Origin of the sequence: Bosea sp. AS-1, from assembly GCF_002220095.1 — a bacterium.
In the GTDB taxonomy this organism is placed as follows: Bacteria; Pseudomonadota; Alphaproteobacteria; order Rhizobiales; family Beijerinckiaceae; genus Allobosea.
On sequence record NZ_CP022372.1, the window covers coordinates 404,476 to 420,844 of the forward strand.

Consider the following 16,369-nt stretch of genomic DNA (forward strand, 5'->3'; position numbering starts at 1 on the left):
ATCAGGACGACTTCTCGCAGGGCTCGGTGCGCTTCGGCCAGTTGCCGGCCTTCTCGACGTAGTCCTTGGCGTTGGCATCGACCAGCGGCTTGACCTCGTCCTCGAGTGGGGCGGTCCAGTCCGCGCTCTTCGTCCACTTCTTGCCGTCCCATTCGGAGACGAACATCTTGCTGTGACCGGAGTGGTCGGTGCAGGAGATCGTCGTCGGTGTGACGAAGCCGCCGAGCCCGATCTCCTTCAGCTTCGCTTCCGTCAGGTTGAGCGACTCCAGGCCGCGGCGCATGTCCTCGGCATTGATGACCTTCTTGCCGGTGATCTTCTGGGCATTGCGGATGCCCTCGACGACCAGCATCGAGTTGTAGACGCCGCGGTTGTAGAGCGCCTCGCCGACCTTCTCCTTCGGCGTCGTGCTCTTGCCCTTGTCGACCACGTATTTGAGGATGTCCTGCATGGCAGGCGCCTCGGTGCCGCTCAGCGTCCAGCTCAGCGACTTGTAGCCCTTGGCCTGATCGCCGCCGGCGCGGGCGTCGTCATCGCCGCCGGCCCACCAGACGCCGACCATCTTGCCGATCGGGAAGTTGTTCTTGATCGCTTCCTTCACCGCGGTCGGGTTCATCGCGCCCCAGCCCTGGTTGTAGATGAAGTCCGGCCGGTCGCGGCGGATGCCGAGCCAGAGCGAGCCCTGGTTCTGCATGTCGGCGGCGGGCACCGGGTAGAGCTTCAGCTCGAAGCCGTATTTCTTGGCCAGGCTCTCGAGCACCGGGATCGGCTCCTTGCCGAAGGGTGCGTCGAGATGGATCAGGCCGAGCTTCTTGCCTTTGAGCTTGTCCATGCCGCCGAGCTGGTCGCCCATATACTTCACCATGACGGAGGCGCCGTCCCAATAGGTGAAGGGCGGGATGAAGACCCAGGGGAAGTTGTTGCCGTCAGCCGAGGCCGAGAGACCGTAGGCCATTGACAGGATCGGGATCTTGTCGACATGGGCGCGCGGGATCGCGGCCAGCGTCGCGCCGGTCGACCAGGGCGAGTAGAGGATCGTGTTCTTCGATTTGGCCTGCTCGTAGCACTCGATCGACTTCTTGGTGTCGTAGCCGGTCTCGCATTCCTCATAGACGATCTTGACGCCGTTCACGCCGCCGTCGCGCTCATTGATCATCGTGATGTAGTCGCGCATGCCGTCGCCGATCGGGATGCCGGAGCCGGAGAATGGGCCGGTGCGATAGGCGTTGTTGGCGAAATAGACGCTGTCCTGCGCCATCGCCGGGGCGGCGATGGCGGTGGCCGCCAGCAAGGCCCCGAGCGTAGCGCCCTTCATCAGCTTCCTGCTTGTCATCGGTTCTCTCCGTTCGTTTCCTCCGGTCCCGGTTCCAGCCGGTCCCGTCTTGCTTCCGCCGGCGCTTCTGTCGTGCCGGTCGCTTCTTGGACTCTTCCCCGCCTCAATACGGGAAGGGCCATGTCCGCAATTTCTGCTTCGCGATCTGCCAGAGCCGGGCGAGGCCGTGCGGCTCGACGATCAGGAAGAAGATGATGAGGCCGCCGACCAGCATGTAGGTGACATGTTCGGCCGTGGCGCCCGCGAGCGGGATGCCAAGCGCCGGCAGGCCGAATTTCAGCGCCGTCGGCAGCACCGAGAGGAAGGCCGCGCCGAAGAAGGAGCCGATCAGCGAGCCCAGCCCCCCGATAATGACCATGAACAGGATGCTGAAGGAGAGGCGGATCGAGAACACGTCCGCCGCCTCGCCACCGCCGTACCAGAGGAAGATCATCATCGCGCCCGCGACGCCGGCGAAATAGGAGGAGACGGCGAAGGCCATCAGCTTGGCGTTGAGCAGCTTGATGCCCATCAGCTCGGCGGCGATGTCCATGTCGCGCACCGCCATCCAGGAGCGGCCGAGCTTGCCGTGGACCAGGTTCGAGGCGAACCAGGTCAGCACCACGACGAGGCCGAGGCAGACGAAGTAGCGCGTCTCCGGCGTCGCCGACGCACCTGTCAGCGGAATGTCGAAGAGCGTGCGCTGCGGCACCTCGATCGCGCCCGAGGCGTTATAGTTGAACAGCCAGGGAATGCGCACGAAGGCCCATTGCAGGAAGAACTGGGCGGCAAGCGTCGCCACCGCCAGGTAGAAGCCCTTGATCCGCAGCGAGGGCAGGCCGAAGAGCACGCCGATCCCGGCCGAGAACAGCCCCGAAAGCAGGATTAGGGCGATGATGTTCACGTCCGGAAAGATCGTGGTGAGCTTGTAGCAGCTATAGGCGCCGACGCCCATGAAGGCTGCCGTGCCGAGCGAGATCAACCCGGTATAGCCGGTGAGGATATTGAGCCCGATCGCGGCCAGCGAGAAGACCAGGAAGGGGATCATCACCGAGGCGATGAAGAAATCGCTGCCGAAGAAGGGGATGGCGATGAAGGCGATCGCCAGGATGACGGCGATGCCGAGCCGGTCCTCCCGCAGCGGGAAGACCGCCATGTCAGCGGCATAGGTGGATTTGTATTGGCCGGCCTCACGGTAGAGCATGGTTCCGGCTCCTCAGATACGCTCGATGATCTTGTCGCCGAAGAGCCCCTGCGGCCGAAACAGCAGGAAACCAAGGGCGATGAAATAGGCGAGCCAGCTCTCGATGCCGCCACCGACCAGCGGGCCCCAATAGAATTCGCCGAGCTTCTCGCCGATGCCGATGATGAGGCCGCCGACGATGGCGCCCGGGATCGAGGTGAAGCCGCCGAGGATCAGCACCGGCAGGGCTTTGAGCGCGACGATCTCCAGCGCGAAGGAAACGTCCGAGCGGGCGCCCCACATGATGCCGGTGATCAACGCGACGATGCCGGCGGTAAACCAGACGATGACCCAGATCTGGTTGAGCGAGATGCCGACCGAGAGCGCCGCCTTGTGGCTGTCGGCGACGGCGCGCAGGGCGCGCCCGATGCGAGTGTACTGGAAGAAGAGGGCGAGTGCCGCGATCATCAGCGAGGCGATGACGGCTGCAGCGATGTCGATCTTCTGCAGCGAGACCAGACCGCCGAGAATCTGCAGGTCGAGCGCACCCTTGGGCAGGTAGAGCTGCTCGGCGATCATCTGTTTGGGGTTGCCGCCGAAGAGGGCCTCGCCGAAGCCGATGAGGAAATAGGTGATGCCGAAGGTTGCCATGAACAGGATGATGTCCGGCTGGTTGACCAGCGGGCGCAGCACGACGCGCTCGATGGCGAGCGCGAGCACGAACATCACCCCAAGCGTCAGGATCACGGCGAGGAAGGCAGGGACGCCTTTCTCATAGAGGCCGACCAGCGTCAGCGCCGCGAACACCACCATGATGCCCTGGGCAAAGTTGAACACGCCCGAGGCTTTGAAGATCAGCACGAAGCCGAGCGCGATCAGGGCATAGAGCACGCCGGAGACGAGGCCTTCCCAGATCGTCTGGACCAGCAGGTCGGGCGCCTGGCTCATCTGCTGGAAGGGGTCGATGAAGATCGCGTAGAGGGTGTTGGAGGAATCGAGCTTCGCGCCGATGACGGCGAGCACGATGAGGGCCGCAAGGATCAGCCCGGCCTTGACCCAGCCATTGGCGAGGAGATTCTGCGCAGGGCGGGTGGCGATGTCGCTCATGTCTCCACGCTCCTCAATGCGCCACGCCGAGATAGGCGTCGATGACCTTCTGGTTCGCCTTGACTTCGTCAGGCGTGCCGTCGGCGATCTTGCGGCCGTATTCGAGTACGACGACGCGGTCGGAGAGGTCCATGACGACGCCCATGTCGTGCTCGATCAACGCGATGGTCGTGCCGAACTGATTGTTCACGTCGAGGATGAACCGGCACATGTCCTCCTTCTCCTCAAGGTTCATGCCGGCCATCGGCTCGTCGAGCAGGAGCAGTTCCGGTTCCATGGCGAGCGCGCGGCCGAGCTCGACGCGCTTTTGCAGGCCGTAGGGCAACTTGCCGACGGGCAGCTTGCGGATGTGCTCGATCTGCAGGAAGTCGATGATGTCCTCGACGACGCGGCGATGCTCGATCTCCTCCTGCATCGCCGGGCCATGGCGCAGCGCCTGCCAGAAGAAGTTCTTCTTCATCTTGAGGGTGCGGCCGGTCATGATGTTGTCGAGCGTCGACATGCCCTTGAACAGCGCGACGTTCTGGAAGGTGCGGGCGATGCCGCCTGCGGCGGCGCGGTGCGGGCGCATCTTGGCGCGGCGTTCGCCCTTGAAGACGATGCGGCCTTCCTGCGGCTGGTAGAAGCCGTTGATGCAGTTGAGCATCGAGGTCTTGCCGGCACCGTTGGGGCCGATGATCGCGCGGATCTCGCCCTTGCGGATGTCGAAGGAGACGTCGGTGATCGCCTTCACGCCGCCGAAGCGCAGCGAGATGCTTTCGACCGAAAGCAGGACCTCGCCCTTGTCGCGGATGGGGGTGCCGGTCACGTTGATCGGTTCCGCGTTCATGCCGCCTTCGCCGAGGACGGCGCCTCCTGCGTGACGGGGTATGTCCTGGCGTCGCGGACCTTGACGCGGGCCGAGATCACGCCCTTGCGTCCGTCCTCGAAAACCACTTCCGTGGAGATGTCGGCTGCGTCCGAGCCGTCATAGAGCGCCGTCACCAGCGGGGCGTAGCGCTCGGCGATGAAGCCGCGGCGGACCTTCTGGGTGCGCGTCAGCTCGCCGTCGTCGGCATCGAGTTCCTTGTGCAGGATCAGGAAGCGCTTGATCTGAGCGCCGCCCATCATCGGCTCGGTCGCAAGCGAGCGGTTCACCTCGTCGACGTGCTTGGCGATCATGTCGTAAACGAGATCGTGGCCGGCAAGCTCCTGGTAGGAGGCGTAGACGACGTTGTTGCGCTCGGCCCAGTTGCCTACCGCCGTCAGGTCGATGTTCAGCGCGACGGTGACATGCTCGCGGCCCTGGCCAAAGGCGACCGCCTCCTTGATGTTCGGATAGAATTTCAGCTTGTTCTCGATGTATTTCGGCGGGAACAGCTCGCCGCTCGCCAGTTTGCCGACATCCTTGGCGCGGTCGATGATCTTGAGATGGCCGCTCTCGTCGAAGAAGCCGGCATCGCCCGAGCGGACATAGCCGTCGGCGGTCATGGTCTCGGCGGTCTTCTCGGCATCCTTGTAGTAGCCGCCGAAGATCGAGGGCGAGCGGTAGAGCACCTCGCCATTGTCGTCGATGCGGATCTCTACCAGCGGTGCCGGCTTGCCGACCGTGTCGGCCTTGATCTCGCCGTTCGGCTGCATGGTGATGTAGACCCCGGCCTCGGTCTGGCCGTAGAGCTGCTTCAGGTTGATGCCGATCGAGCGGTAGAAGCGGAAAAGCTCGGGGCCGATCGCCTCGCCCGCCGTGTAGCCGACCTTGATGTTGGTGAGGCCGAAGCGGTTGCGCAAAGGTCCGTAGACCAGTGCGTCGCCGAGCTTGTAGAGCAGCCGGCCCTTGAGAGGCACGCTCTCCCCGTTGAGGATCTGCTCGCCGTAGCGCTTCGCGACACCAAGGAAGTAGTGGAACATCTTGCGCTTGAGCGCCCCCGCATCCTCCATGCGCACCATGGTGATGGTCAGCATGTTCTCGAAGACGCGCGGCGGGGCGAAGGCGTAGGTGGTGCCGACCTCGCGGCGATCGTCGATGACCGTTTCCGGGCTTTCCGGACAATTGACGCAGAAGCCTGCCAGCATCGCCTGCGCATAGGAGAAGACATGGTCGCCGACCCAGGCAATCGGCAGATAGGCGATGACCTCGTCGCTCTCGTTGAGCCCGTCGAAGCCGCAGCCGATCTCGGCGGCGATCAGGATGTTGTAGTGGGAAAGCATCACGCCCTTGGGCCGGCCGGTCGTGCCCGAGGTGTAGAGGATGATGCCGAGATCGGAGCCACGGCCCCGCTCCATCTCGCTCTGCAGCGCCGCCGCCACTTGCGGATCCTTCAGCGCCTTGGCTCCCGCCTGCATCACCGTCTCGATGGCGTGGAGCTTGCTGTGATCGTAGTCGCGCAGGCCGCGAGGCTCGTCATAGAGCATGTGCCTGAGATGGGGCAGTCGCTCGGTGATGGAGAGGATCTTGTCGACCTGCTCTTGGTCCTGCACCACGGCGAAGACGGCCTCGGCATGGTCGAGGACATAGGCCATCTCCTCGGCGACGCTGTCGGCATAGACCGGCACGGGGATGGCGCCGAGCCACTGTGCCGCGCACATCGACCAGTACAGGCGCGGGCGGTTATAGCCGACGATGGCGACCTTCTCGCCGCGTTTCAGGCCAAGATCCTGCAGGCCTTTGGCAAAGCTGCGGACATGCTCGGCGACCTCGGCCCAGTTCCAGGACTGCCAGATGCCGAGGTCCTTGTGACGATAGGCGACGCGCCCGGCGCGCTCGCGGGCATTGCGCAACAGCAATTTCGGAAAGGTGTCCGCCTCACCGGCGGTGCCGCTCGCCACGATTGCGTTCTCCCTGTCGAGCCACCGTCCATCGCGGCGACTTCAATGCGGGCCGTTGAGGCCTCGTTCTCATGCAAGCCTTGCAGGCAGCCAGCATCTTCGCAAGGAGGTGCTTGACAGACAATTCTCCTTTTGGTGACTATTGTCCCGCCGAAGTTTGGCCATCGGTTTGTGATGCCGTCGGTCCTTCAAAATCTTCCCGATTTCCCTTGGTTTTTGGATGTTGCGACGCGGGCCGCAACTCCGATGCCGCCGCGTGGGCAGAAAGTCTTAGCCAGAAAAAAGCCCGCAGCTCGGGGAGCCGCGGGCCTGTCGTCGATCGTAGCGATACGGGTCAGTAGCGGTGGTGGCGGCGATAGCCATGCGCCGGGGCCCAGGGCGGCGGGCCACCATGACGACGACCATAGCCGTAGCCGCGATCATAGCCGCGGCCGTGGCGGTAGTAGTCCCGCCGGTGCTGCCGCTCCATGTTGCGCTGGATCTCCCACATGCGATGTTCGCGGGTGTGGCGAGTGTATTCGGCCGGCAACCTGTCGAGCGCTTCCGTCTTGGGGAGGCTTTGCGGTGCGGCGCTGGCCGGGCTCGCGGCAAAAGCAGCCAGAGCCAGGCCGGCGGCAATCAAGAGCTTACGCATCGAACGTCTCCTTCGTTTGCGTCGATTGGGCGGATCTGAGCATTCGGGGCTCGAACCTCGCCTGAACGGTGCATTCCGCTGGCGTTCATCAATGGCGTGAGGCTGCCTTCTGCATGGCGAGACGGCGCAATCGCCTTTCCCGTGCGGCTGTGGTTTCGATCGGGACGGGTTGCCATCCTGCGATGGCGCGGCTGGCGACTTCCGCCTGTGTGGTTGCGTATTCCGCGATCTGATCGTTGATGAGTTTCGCGATGGTACCGAAAAGGCCAAACATCTCAGTCAGTTCCTCCTCCGCCGACGGGCGGCTTTCTGTTCAACGCACGAAACGGGATTTGGTGCCGGCAAGGTTCGGGACCTCTAGGCCTCGTAGCGGGCCAGCCGCTCGATATCGAGGATGGTGACGCTGCCGTGGCCCAGCTCGATCAAGCCGAGGGCGGCGAGCTTCGCCAGCCCCTGATTGGCCATCTGCCGCGAGATGCCGGCGAGCATGCCGAGCTCCTCCTGCGAGATCGTCAGGGTGCGATCGAGGTCGGGATAGAGGATCGGGTTGAACAGCCAGGCGAGGTTGCGCGCGAGGCGGCCGGTGGAATCGAGCGTGCGTTCCGTCTCGGCGAGAGAGATGAACTGGGCGAGGCGTTCGTTGAACTGGTGAACGAGGAAGCGGTTGAATGCAGCCGAATGCTCGAACAGCCAGAGGAAGGTCGAGCGGCGCATCAGGGCGATCCGCGACTCGCGCAGCGCCACCAGCTCATAGCGCCGCGGCTCCGCCTTGATCACAGTGCCTTCGCCGAACCAGGCGCCGGCGCGCAGCCCGGCGAGGGTCGCGGTTTTTCCGGATTTGGAGGTCGTCGTCATCTTGACCAGCCCCTCGGCCACGCCGGTCCAGGATTCGAGCCGGTCGCCGACATGGCAGATCGAGGCGTTCTTCCCATAGCTCTTGAACGAGATGCCGCGGCGCGCCTCCTCGAACTCGGCCTCCGAGAGGTCGCGGGACCAGGAGGCGATGGCGCGTAATTCCTCGGGCGAGATCAAGATGGCGGTTGTTCCGGCACTGGAGCGGCTCCGGCGCAGTATGGGCCGCGACGGGACACCGACTCAAGTTGGACGAAAGAGGCGCGGGGATACCGCGCTCTACTCTGCCGCTTGCGGCAGGGCCGCGGTGGGCGAGCCGTTCCGCAGCTGGTCGAGCAGCCTCGCTTCTTCCGCCTTCGCCGCCTTGAGATGGCGCTCCTTGACGTGGCCAAAGCCGCGGATCTTCTCCGGGATCGCGGCGAGGGTCAGGCACAGCGCGTGGTTCTCCGGCGTCAGCCGGGTCAGGAGCTCGTTCAGCAGGGTTTCGTAGTCGCCGATGAGTTGGCGTTCGGTCCGACGTTCCTGCGTCCTGCCGAAGGGGTCGAAGGCGGTGCCGCGAAGCCCCTTGAGTCTTGCCAGCAGGGTGAAGGCCGCCATCATCCACGGTCCGAAGCTCATCTTGCGCGGCAGGCCGGTGTTCGGGTCTCGCCGCGCCAGGAGCGGAGGGGCGAGGTGAAACTCGAAGCGCAGCGGTTTTCCGCCTGAACCGTTTGCCTCGAAGGTCGCGGCGAGCTGCTTGCGGAAGGCGCCGTCGCTGTAGAGGCGGGCGACCTCGTATTCGTCCTTGTAGGCCATCAGCTTGAAGAGATTGCGCGCGACGGCTTCGCTGAGCGCCGTTTGCCCCGGCATGGCGGCGGCCTCTCTGGTCTGCGCGCGGGCGACGAGATGGCGGTAGCGGGCCGCATAAGCGGCGTTCTGATAGGCGGTGAGGAAGGCGGCGCGGCGGGAGATGATCTCGTCGAGGTTTTGCGAGAGATGACGTGCCGCCGTCGGGGCCTTGGCCTGCGCCAGCAGCTCGTCGAGCGCTGCCGGATCATGAGCGGCGCGACGGCCAAGCTCGAAGGCCTCGAGGTTCATCGCCACGGCCTCGCCGTTGAGCGTGATCGCCCGGCACAGCGCCTCGCGGGACAGGGGTACGGCGCCGAGCTGCCAAGCATGGCCGAGCATGAACATGTTGGCCGCGATGGCATTGCCCAGGAAGGCAACCGCCGCGGCGGTGGCGTCGATGAAGCGCGTGTGGTCGCGGCCGGCAGCCGACAGGATCGCGCGCTTGAGCCGTTCGGTCGGCAACGAAAAATCGGCGTTGCGGGTGAAGTCGCCCGGCAGGCTTTCGGCGGTGTTGACGATGACCGTACCGCCTTCGGGCCGGATCGCGCCGAGCACCCTCTTCGAGCCGGTGACGGTGAGGTCGCAGCCGAGGACGAGATCGGCCTGTCCCGCCGTGACGCGGATGGCATGGATGTCGTCAGGATGGGGCGCGAGCTTGACGTGGCTGAACACGGCGCCGCCCTTCTGGGCGAGGCCGGCCATGTCGATCATGCCGCAGCCCTTGCCTTCGAGATGCGCGGCCATGCCGAGGATGGCGCCGATGGTGACGACGCCGGTGCCGCCGACACCGGTGACGATCACAGCGAAGCTGCGATCGAGCGCGGGAACGGCCGGCTCGGGGAGGTCGCCTGCTCCAAGCGTGCCCGCATCGAGGCGCATCGGCTCGGCCTTCTTCGGCTTGGCGCCATGCACCGTCACGAAGGACGGGCAGAAGCCCTTCACGCAGGAGAAATCCTTGTTGCAGTTCGACTGGTCGATCTGGCGCTTGCGGCCGAATTCGGTTTCCAGCGGCTGGACCGAGACGCAGTTCGACTGCACGCCGCAATCGCCGCAGCCCTCGCAGACCAGCTCGTTGATGATGACGCTCTTGTCCGGGTCGGGATAAGCACCGCGCTTGCGCCGCCGCCGCTTCTCGGTGGCGCAGGTCTGGTCGAAGAGCAGAAGCGAGACGCCGGAGGTTGCGGCGAGTTCGCGCTGGACGGCGTCGAGTTCGTCGCGATGGTGGAGCGTGGCGCCGGCGGGCCATTGCGTGCCGGGCGGGTACTTGTCAGGTTCGTCCGTGACGATGGCGATGCGCTTGACGCCCTCGGCCGCGGCCTGCCGTGCCATCTGGTCGGGCGAGAGGTGGCCCTCCGCCTGCTGGCCGCCAGTCATGGCGACGGCGTCGTTGTAGAGCAGCTTGTAAGTGATGTTCACGCCGCTCGCGACGGCCCAGCGGATCGCGAGCGAGCCCGAATGCGTATAGGTGCCGTCGCCGAGGTTCTGGAAGACATGGCCACGCGTCGAGAACGGCGCCTCGCCGACCCAGTTCGCGCCTTCGCCGCCCATCTGGGTGAAACCGGCTGTGTCGCGGTCCATCCACTGCACCATGTAATGGCAGCCGATTCCAGCATAGGCACGCGAGCCTTCCGGCACGACGGTCGAGGAATTATGCGGGCAGCCCGAGCAGAAATAGGGTGTGCGGCGGGCGATCTCCTGCGCTTCCGCGAGGCGCCCCTGCGCGCTGGCGATCTCTTCGAGGCGGGCACGCAAAGCGGGGTCGTCGCGATACTGGAGCAGGCGACTGCCGAGCGCGATGGCGATGTCGTTGGGATCGAGCGCGCCATGGACGGGGAAGAGCCAGTCTCCCTTCTCGTCCTTCTTGCCGATCACCACCGGCTGGTGCGCGGCGCCGTAGAGCTCCTCGCGGACCTGGACCTCGATCAGCGAGCGTTTCTCCTCGACAACCATGATCAGATCGAGGCCCTCGGCGAAGGCCTTCAGCTCGGCCGGATCGATCGGCCAGGGGCAGGCGAGCTTGAACAGACGGATGCCGAGATCATTGGCCCGAACCTCGTCGATGCCGAGGTCTTCCAGCGCTTGGCGCACGTCGAGATAAGACTTGCCGACAGTGGCGATGCCGATGCGCGGCTCCCTGCCGCCATGGGTGACGATGCGGTTGAGGCGGTTGGCGCGCAGATAGGCCAGCATCGCGTCGCGCTTGTAGAGATGGAGCCGGCGCTCCTGCTCGACGAAATCGAGCTCGCGGCGGATGGCGAGGCCGCCCGGCGGCGGGACGTAGTCGGTCGGTGTCACGATCGTCACGCGGTCGAGCGAGCCGTCGATCGAAGCCGTCGATTCGATGTTGTCCTTGACGCATTTGATGCCGACCCAGACCGAGGCGAAGCGCGAGAGCGCAATGCCGTGCAGGCCGTAATCGATGATCTCCTGCACGCCCGCCGGGTTGAGGATCGGCATCATCCGGTCGACCAGCACGAATTCGGTCTGGTGCGCGTTGGTCGAGGATTCGGCGGTGTGGTCGTCGCCCATCAGGCAGATGACGCCGCCATGGGGCGAGGTGCCGGCCATGTTGCCGTGGCGGAGAACGTCCCCGGAACGGTCGACGCCCGGCCCCTTGCCGTACCAGAGCGCGAAGACGCCGTCATATTTGCCCTCGCCCTGCAGTTCGGCCTGTTGGGTGCCCCAGACGGCCGTGGCGGCGAGGTCCTCGTTGAGGCCGGGCTGAAAGACGATGTTCGCCGCGCTCAGCGCCTTGCCGGCGCGCATCAGCTGCTGATCGAGCCCGCCGAGCGGCGAGCCGCGATAGCCGGAGACGAAGCCGGCGGTGTTCAGGCCGGCGGCCCGGTCGCGCTCGCGCTGCATCAGCAGCATGCGGGCGACGGCCTGCGTCCCCGTCAGGAAGACGTCTTGCTTGGCGAGGTCGTACTTGTCGTCGAGCGTGACGGAGCGGAGTGTGTCCGCACCGGCGTTGGAATCGCGCATTGGCTCAGTCATGCCGGCCTCCCGATCGTCGTTTCCCGGGGCCGGTTGATCCGGCCTCTCGACCTGTCTCGATGCAAGATATGTCAGCAAGGCTGACATATCGCCCCGGGGCGGTCAATCACATTGGCATTGTTCCAGTTTTTGCCGCCGGGTCCAGACTTGCCGACGCAGGCGGGCTTGCGCGAAATGCCTGCGCCGCGATTTGGCCCCGATTCGCGGCGATGGCTGCGTCCGGTCCGGTCGCGAGATCGTTGCGAGCCGGCTGTATCGCTTTCGGCTCCGGACTTGTGAAAGGACACCGTTCTTGGCGGGACACCTGCTTCTTTCGACCCTGTCGGGCGCTGTCGCGTCTCTGCTCGCCATCTGCCTGGCAGGGCCGGCGCAGGCGCACCCGCATGTCTGGGTCAAGGCCAAGGCCGAGATCCTGTTCGCGCCGGATGGCTCGGTGAAGGCGATCCGCCATCACTGGAGCTTCGACGAGGCCTATTCCGCCTATATCACCCAGGGACTCGACAAGAATGGCGACGGCAAGCTGACGCCGGACGAACTCGCCGAGCTCGCCAAGGTGAACATGGAATCGCTGCCCGAGGTTGAGTTCTTCACCATCGCCAAGATCAATGGCCGCAAGCAGGAATTCGGCACGCCGAGCGATGCCGGCCTGGTCTTCGAGAACAAGATCCTGACCCTGAACTACACGCTGCCGCTGAAGAATCCGCCGCCGAAGAGCCGTTCCTTCGGTATCGAGGTCGGCGACCCGACCTATTTCGTCGCCTTCGAGATCGTGGACGCGCCCGATGCCGTGGTGACGCGCGATGCGCCAGCCGGCTGCATCGTCCGCGTCAATCGCCCGCCCAAGCTCGCGGATGATGTGCAGCAGAAGCTGGCGATGGAGGACATCACCGCGACACCCGACATGAGCGGCTACGAAGTCACCACGAGGGCGCTGGTCGCATGTCCCTGAACCCGGCGGACAGCGCGACGCAGGCATGGCCGGGCTGGATGCGGCGGATGCTGCTCTGCCTGCTGGCGCTGGCCATCGTTGCCGGCTGCGTTTCGCTGCTTGCTCTCATGGTCTCGCTCTGGAGCCCGCAGGCCCCTCCGCCTCCGCGCAACCCGTTCGGGACGGCGCTGCCGCGCGAGGCGTTGCCCTCCACGACGGGGATCGGTGCCGTGCTGATCGCCTGGCAGTCGAGCTTCTATCGCGAGCTCACGGCGACGCTGAAGGCGATCGCCGAGACGCCCGCCGCGATCTGGGGATTGCTCGGCCTCTCCTTCGGCTACGGTGTCTTCCATGCCGCCGGCCCCGGTCACGGCAAGGCGGTGATCTCCGGCTATATCGTGGCCGACAACCGCAGCCTCAGGCGCGGGCTGGCGCTCAGCTTTGCAGCCGCGATTCTGCAGGCACTCGTCGCCATCGCCATCGTCTCAGTAGCGACCCTGATTTTTCGCACCACGGCGGCGCAGATGAACGTCGCGACCAGCGTCATCGAGCAGGGCAGCTTCCTGCTCGTCGCGCTCGTCGGCCTGCTGGTGCTCTGGCGCAAGGCCGGCAGCTTTGTGTCGCTCGGGCAGGGCGGTGCCGGGCATGATGCGGCCTGCGACCATGTGCATCTGCCGGATGCCCAGCAGATCGCGCGACTCAGGGACTGGCGCGACATGGCCGGCGTGGTTCTGGCGGCGGGCCTGAGGCCTTGCGCCGGGGCGCTGATCATCCTCGTCTTCGCCGCATCGCAAGGGCATTATTGGGCCGGCATTGCCGCGGCCTTCGCCATGGGGCTCGGTACCGCGATCACGACGGGAGCGCTGGCGGCGCTCGCCGTCTTCTTCAAGTTCGCCGCGTTGAAATTCGCCAGCGGCGGCAGCCTTAGGGCCGTGCGCCTGCTCGTCGGGCTGGAGTTGCTGGCGGCGGCCTTCATCGTCGTGCTCGGCGTGGCGCTCTCGCTGGGACTCTGGATCGGCGGAATGGGAAGCTAGAGGCTCAGCGAGCCTCGGCTTCGTAGGTGAACAGGGTCGACTTGTCGTCGTCCGGCATGAAATAGGCCCGCACGCCCTGTCCGGCGGGTTCGACCCAGAACGGATTCTGCGTCATCGGCAGGCCCGAGGGAGACCAGAGCTCGACCGGGAGCTGGTAGGTCGGCCGGTTGTCGCGCAGGTCGACGATCTCGAGCCCGCCCAGCCGAAAGACCGGAGCGTCAGGAGAGACGCGATAATTATTGAGGCCGGAGCAGAGCATCCGGCTGCGGCCGATGAAGTGGCAGTCCTGATAGTCGATGTAGAGTGCCGGGTTGATGACGCGCAGCTGCTCGGGGGCGGCGCTGGCATTGGTGACCTTGCCCTCGCCGTCGAGCGGCCATTTGTAGAAGCGCCGCGACCCCCAGCTGACGCCGTGGAGCGACTTGTCGTCGGTATTGTGGACGACACCGCCGATATGGTCCTTGAAGCGGAAGACCTCGGTCGCCTTCATCGTGGTCGGATCGACCTTGTAGATGATCGACTGGCTGTTGGGTCGATACTCGGCCACCGGCACCCAGATGTTCTGACCGTCGAAATCGATGCCGCCGGGGTGGTAGACCGAGCCCTCGCCGAGCGTGAGGTCGGCGAGTAGGCGGCCTTCGGCATCGAACTTGAAGAGATGGCCGACGCCCTCGCCCGTGTCACGATCATAGCCGCCCTGCGGGCTCGGGAAGCGGGTCGTCGGCTTGCGGATGTCGACGGATGAGACAAAGAAGGCGTCGCCGATCTTGACCATGCCCTGCGGGTGGAAGGTCGGGAACTGCAGCGTCACCGCCGCCTTCTGCTGCCACTGCGTCGCGCGCGTCAGCTTCGGAATCGTGTCGTTGAGGGCGGGATCGGCGGCGCGGGTGGGGCCAATGGCGAGGAGGGCCGCTCCGAGCAGCCCGGCGGCGAGACGCGTCTTCATCAAGGTTCTCCCAGGTTGTGACGACGCCCTGCCGGCGTTCTTTTTCACCGTGATGACAAGCTATCCAAACGGTGCTTTCTCCGGTTGACGCAGCGGATCATTCTCGAGTCGGATCGGCCTGCCATGCGGCGTCGCCTCGGCGGCGCGCGCCCAGGAAGCCGCGAGCGCATCGACGCCCTCATGCGAGGCCAGCCCCTTCGCGATCAGCAGATGCTCCAGCGCCTCGCACCAGCGCTCGTAGTAATCCGAGCCGTCACGGCAGCCACCGGCAGCCAGCGCCTCGCGGATCTCGGCGCCCAGCGACTGCGCCCATTCCTCCGCCGTGAAGACGCCCTTATTCTGAAGCTCCACGACGAGGGCGAAGGCTTGCGCCTGCCAGGGTTCGGCGAAGATCGGGCCCTCGGCGTCGCGCGGGATCGGCGTATCGGCAGCCAGTGCGGCCGCGAGATCGGTCTCAGGCCGGCTCAAGATAGCTCTCCCAGGCCTCGACGCTGACGCTGGAGTTGGGGTCGCCATCGCGGCCCCAGAGTTCGCGGCCGGCGAAGACCACGGTGTAGAGCCACTGCGCGGTCTCGGGCAGGCCCCGAGCGCCGCTATCCGGGAAGACATGGCAGCCGGTGACGCGTTCGATCACGCCCTGCTTGCCGCGGGCATAGCGCGGCAGCCGCGTATGATGCTGAGGGTGCATCACGATGGTGCGGACCTTGTCGCCGACAGCGAAGCGCGCCGGAGCGTCTGCCTTGCGCTCATAGGGGAAGCCCCGGCGCAGCACGCCAGCGACCTCCTCGCCCTTGAGCACGCGCTTCGGCTCGCGGCGTTGGGGCGCGGGCTTGCCGGTGGCGAGTTCTTCCAACGAGAGGAAGCCGTGCTCGACCAGTACCTTGTCGAGCGCCGCGAGCCAGATCTCGTAATAGCTTGAGGAGAGATATTGCGCTGGTGGCAGGCTCTCGCGGGCATGGCGGATCTCGTCGATTGTCCAGGCGCCCATGGCGCCGGCCGCGACGTTGATGGCGAGGACGCGCTTCTCCCAGTCGTCGTGGAAGACCGGCTCGTTCGGCTCCGGGACGACCGGACCAAAAGCCATCTGGCCGCCGAGGTCGTGGGCGCTGTTCATGCGGCATCCTCCACGGAAGCCAGGCCGGTGCCGATCATCGAATTGCGGCTGACGATGCTCGCCAGCCTATCCTCGCTCCAGCCTTCGGTGCCGGCCGGGCGCATCGGGATGACGATGAAGCGGGTCTCGGCGGTCGAATCCCAGACTCGAATGCGCTGGCCCTCCGGCAGTGTCACGCCGAAATCGGCGAGGGTGCCGCGCGGGTCGATGACCGCCTTGGCGCGGTAGGCCGGGGATTTGTACCAGACGGGCGGTAGCCCCAGCACCGGCCAAGGATAGCAGGAGCATAGGGTGCAGACGATCAGGTTGTGCTCTTCTGGCGTATTGAAGCAGGCGACGATGTGCTCGCCGCCACGGCCGCCATAGCCGAGTTCGGCCACCGCCGCGGTGCCGTCTGCCTTCAGCCGCTGGGCATAGGCCGGATCGGTCCAGGCCCTGGCGACGACGCGAGCCCCGTCGCGCGGACCGATCTTCGTTTCGTAGGTATCGACGATGGCGTCGAGCGCCGCGGGATCGACATAGCCCTTTTCGACCATCAGCGTCTCGAGCGCCTTCACCCGCGCCTCAATGGCCGTATAGTGATTGTCGTGGTGATGATCGTGGTCGTGGTGATGTCCGCTCATCCCCGCCTC

At 65.5% G+C, this 16,369-nt stretch carries 15 protein-coding genes; 2 read left to right on the top strand and 13 right to left on the bottom strand.

From position 1 onward, the window contains the following. Position 1 precedes the first annotated feature (1 nt). From CE453_RS03610 to CE453_RS03650, 9 genes are all read right to left on the bottom strand, one after another. Entirely contained in the window at positions 2–1,333 is a 1,332-nt protein-coding gene (locus CE453_RS03610) for an ABC transporter substrate-binding protein (protein WP_089173339.1), read from the bottom strand. A 103-nt stretch (positions 1,334–1,436) separates the two neighbouring features. Next, positions 1,437–2,516 carry a branched-chain amino acid ABC transporter permease gene (locus CE453_RS03615; protein ID WP_089173340.1) on the bottom strand — a complete coding sequence of 360 codons (1,080 nt, stop codon included), beginning with the start codon at positions 2,514–2,516 and terminating at the stop codon, positions 1,437–1,439. 12 nt (positions 2,517–2,528) lie between these two features. Next, the gene (locus tag CE453_RS03620; protein ID WP_089177684.1) at positions 2,529–3,443 is read right to left on the bottom strand and encodes a branched-chain amino acid ABC transporter permease; all 915 of its coding nucleotides are present in this window, start codon (positions 3,441–3,443) and stop codon (positions 2,529–2,531) included. 172 nt (positions 3,444–3,615) lie between these two features. After that, the gene (locus tag CE453_RS03625) at positions 3,616–4,431 is read right to left on the bottom strand and encodes an ABC transporter ATP-binding protein (protein ID WP_089173341.1); all 816 of its coding nucleotides are present in this window, start codon (positions 4,429–4,431) and stop codon (positions 3,616–3,618) included. Then, complete coding sequence (locus tag CE453_RS03630; RefSeq protein ID WP_089173342.1) at positions 4,428–6,410, bottom strand: AMP-dependent synthetase/ligase; 1,983 nt, start codon at positions 6,408–6,410, stop codon at positions 4,428–4,430. The genes CE453_RS03625 and CE453_RS03630 overlap by 4 nt, the downstream gene beginning before the upstream one ends. Positions 6,411–6,741: 331 nt before the next feature. Beyond that, the gene (locus CE453_RS03635; protein WP_089173343.1) at positions 6,742–7,041 is read right to left on the bottom strand and encodes a hypothetical protein; all 300 of its coding nucleotides are present in this window, start codon (positions 7,039–7,041) and stop codon (positions 6,742–6,744) included. An 88-nt stretch (positions 7,042–7,129) separates the two neighbouring features. Further along, positions 7,130–7,315: a hypothetical protein gene (locus CE453_RS03640; RefSeq protein WP_089173344.1), complete on the bottom strand. Its 186-nt coding sequence runs from the start codon at positions 7,313–7,315 to the stop codon at positions 7,130–7,132. 83 nt (positions 7,316–7,398) lie between these two features. Beyond that, positions 7,399–8,073, bottom strand: a complete 675-nt coding sequence (locus tag CE453_RS03645) for a Crp/Fnr family transcriptional regulator (protein ID WP_089173345.1) — start codon at positions 8,071–8,073, stop codon at positions 7,399–7,401. 99 nt (positions 8,074–8,172) lie between these two features. Further along, positions 8,173–11,715 (bottom strand): indolepyruvate ferredoxin oxidoreductase family protein, encoded by a 3,543-nt coding sequence (locus CE453_RS03650; protein WP_248307931.1) that lies wholly within the window; start codon positions 11,713–11,715, stop codon positions 8,173–8,175. A gap of 292 nt (positions 11,716–12,007) precedes the next feature. Here CE453_RS03650 and CE453_RS03655 point away from each other — a divergent pair, with 292 nt between their 5' ends. Both CE453_RS03655 and CE453_RS03660 read left to right on the top strand, forming a co-directional pair. Then, positions 12,008–12,664: a DUF1007 family protein gene (locus tag CE453_RS03655; RefSeq protein ID WP_157732888.1), complete on the top strand. Its 657-nt coding sequence runs from the start codon at positions 12,008–12,010 to the stop codon at positions 12,662–12,664. Continuing rightward, a complete protein-coding gene (locus CE453_RS03660; RefSeq protein WP_089173348.1) occupies positions 12,655–13,677 on the top strand; it encodes a nickel/cobalt transporter in 1,023 nt (340 codons plus the stop codon). The genes CE453_RS03655 and CE453_RS03660 overlap by 10 nt, the downstream gene beginning before the upstream one ends. A gap of 4 nt (positions 13,678–13,681) precedes the next feature. Here CE453_RS03660 and CE453_RS03665 read toward each other — a convergent pair whose 3' ends face one another. From CE453_RS03665 to nthA, 4 genes are read right to left on the bottom strand one after another with little or no spacing between them, the layout of a single operon-like run. Further along, a complete protein-coding gene (locus CE453_RS03665) occupies positions 13,682–14,623 on the bottom strand; it encodes a DUF6454 family protein (protein WP_198302250.1) in 942 nt (313 codons plus the stop codon). 60 nt (positions 14,624–14,683) lie between these two features. Further along, positions 14,684–15,091, bottom strand: coding sequence for a nitrile hydratase accessory protein (locus CE453_RS03670; protein ID WP_248307932.1), 408 nt, complete (start codon positions 15,089–15,091; stop codon positions 14,684–14,686). Beyond that, the gene (gene nthB, locus CE453_RS03675) at positions 15,078–15,737 is read right to left on the bottom strand and encodes a nitrile hydratase subunit beta (RefSeq protein WP_089173350.1); all 660 of its coding nucleotides are present in this window, start codon (positions 15,735–15,737) and stop codon (positions 15,078–15,080) included. The genes CE453_RS03670 and nthB overlap by 14 nt, the downstream gene beginning before the upstream one ends. Next, positions 15,734–16,360 (bottom strand): nitrile hydratase subunit alpha, encoded by a 627-nt coding sequence (gene nthA, locus CE453_RS03680; RefSeq protein ID WP_089173351.1) that lies wholly within the window; start codon positions 16,358–16,360, stop codon positions 15,734–15,736. Before nthA ends, nthB begins: the two co-directional genes overlap by 4 nt. Between the last annotated feature and the right edge of the window lie 9 nt (positions 16,361–16,369).

Bases quoted from the DNA above. Each gene is read 5' to 3' on its own strand.
- CE453_RS03610 (WP_089173339.1), bottom strand. From the start codon at position 1,333: ATGACAAGCAGGAAGCTGATGAAGGGCGCTACGCTCGGGGCCTTGCTG.
- CE453_RS03615 (WP_089173340.1), bottom strand. From the start codon at position 2,516: ATGCTCTACCGTGAGGCCGGCCAATACAAATCCACCTATGCCGCTGAC.
- CE453_RS03620 (WP_089177684.1), bottom strand. From the start codon at position 3,443: ATGAGCCAGGCGCCCGACCTGCTGGTCCAGACGATCTGGGAAGGCCTC.
- CE453_RS03625 (WP_089173341.1), bottom strand. From the start codon at position 4,431: ATGAACGCGGAACCGATCAACGTGACCGGCACCCCCATCCGCGACAAG.
- CE453_RS03635 (WP_089173343.1), bottom strand. From the start codon at position 7,041: ATGCGTAAGCTCTTGATTGCCGCCGGCCTGGCTCTGGCTGCTTTTGCC.
- CE453_RS03640 (WP_089173344.1), bottom strand. From the start codon at position 7,315: ATGTTTGGCCTTTTCGGTACCATCGCGAAACTCATCAACGATCAGATC.
- CE453_RS03650 (WP_248307931.1), bottom strand. From the start codon at position 11,715: ATGACTGAGCCAATGCGCGATTCCAACGCCGGTGCGGACACACTCCGC.
- CE453_RS03660 (WP_089173348.1), top strand. From the start codon at position 12,655: ATGTCCCTGAACCCGGCGGACAGCGCGACGCAGGCATGGCCGGGCTGG.
- CE453_RS03665 (WP_198302250.1), bottom strand. From the start codon at position 14,623: ATGAAGACGCGTCTCGCCGCCGGGCTGCTCGGAGCGGCCCTCCTCGCC.
- nthB (WP_089173350.1), bottom strand. From the start codon at position 15,737: ATGAACAGCGCCCACGACCTCGGCGGCCAGATGGCTTTTGGTCCGGTC.
- nthA (WP_089173351.1), bottom strand. From the start codon at position 16,360: ATGAGCGGACATCACCACGACCACGATCATCACCACGACAATCACTAT.